Source organism: Acidocella aquatica (assembly GCF_030160635.1).
Taxonomy (GTDB): domain Bacteria; phylum Pseudomonadota; class Alphaproteobacteria; order Acetobacterales; family Acetobacteraceae; genus Acidocella; species Acidocella aquatica.
The window spans coordinates 1-1,251 of record NZ_BSOS01000121.1 but is presented as its reverse complement, the minus strand read 5'-3'; the positions used below and the strand labels follow the sequence as shown (position 1 = coordinate 1,251).

Below are 1,251 nucleotides of genomic sequence, written 5' to 3'. Positions count from 1 at the left end.
CCGGGCTATGCTTCGGCGCGCGCGGTGTTTGCCTCCTCGATCGAGATCGGCAATGTGAATATCAGCGTGGCGATCGCCTACTGGATTGTGTTTCTGCTGGTTGCCACCTGGGTTTTGCTGCGCACGAAATTTGGCAACTGGATCTTCGCGGTCGGCGGCGCGAGCGACAGCGCGCGGGCCGTGGGTGTTCCGGTCGACAAGATGAAGATCGCCTTGTTCATGCTGGTCGGCTTTGGCGCGTGGTTCCTCGGCATGCACATGCTCTTCGAATACGACACGGTTCAGTCCGCATCGGGTGTCGGCAATGAAATGCTCTACATCGCGGCGGCGGTCGTGGGTGGTTGCCTGATGACGGGCGGCTACGGTTCGGCCATTGGCTCCGCCTTTGGCGCGTTCATCTTCGGCATGACAACCGAAGGCGTGATCTATGCGGACTGGAATCCTGACTGGTTTATGTTTTTCGTCGGTGCGACGCTGCTGATTGCAACGGTCGTCAACACCTGGATCCGCACGCGGGCCGGCGGGGGGAAGTGAAATGGAAAATCAATCGAATCCAATCATCCAACTGGCGGATGTCGGCAAAAGCTATGGCAACATCAATGCGCTTCGCGGCATCACCCTCTCGGTGCACCGTGGCGAGGTCACCTGCGTTCTGGGCGATAATGGTGCCGGCAAATCGAGCCTGATCAGCATCATCTCCGGCCTGCGCCAGCATGATGCCGGGGTCTACGCGGTGGATGGCGCGCCGGTGAAGTTCAATTCCCCGCGCGAGGCGCTCGATCTGGGCATTTCGGCGGTGTATCAGACACTGGCGCTGGTGCCGCTGCTGCCGATCTGGCGCAATTTTTTCCTGGGGTCGGAAATCACCACGGGCAAGGGGATCTTCAAACATCTCGATGTGAAGGCGATGTATGAAATCGCCGACCGCGAATTGCGCCGCATGGGCATCAAGGTCGCGGATCTCGACCAACCGGTGGGAACACTCTCCGGCGGCCAGCGGCAGGTGGTGGCCATCGCGCGCGCCGTCTACTTCGGGGCGCGCGTGCTGATCCTCGACGAGCCAACCGCGGCCCTTGGCGTATCGCAATCAGGCCTCGTGCTGCGCTACATCGCCCAGGCCGCGCGCGAACAAGGCACGGGCGTCATCTTCATCACCCACAACCCGCACCATGCCTACATGGTCGGCGACCACTTCATCGTCCTCTCCCGCGGAGAAGTCGAACTCGACGCACCACGCGCCAAACTCAGCCT

At 61.3% G+C, this 1,251-nt stretch carries 2 protein-coding genes; both read left to right on the top strand.

Going from position 1 to position 1,251, the window contains the following annotated elements:
• A partial coding sequence (locus QQJ84_RS19230) for an ABC transporter permease (RefSeq protein WP_284259943.1) occupies positions 1 to 534 on the top strand: 534 nt, incomplete at its 5' end.
• Between the two features lies 1 nt (position 535).
• The coding region (locus QQJ84_RS19225; protein WP_284259942.1) for an ATP-binding cassette domain-containing protein at positions 536 to 1,251 on the top strand (716 nt) is incomplete at its 3' end.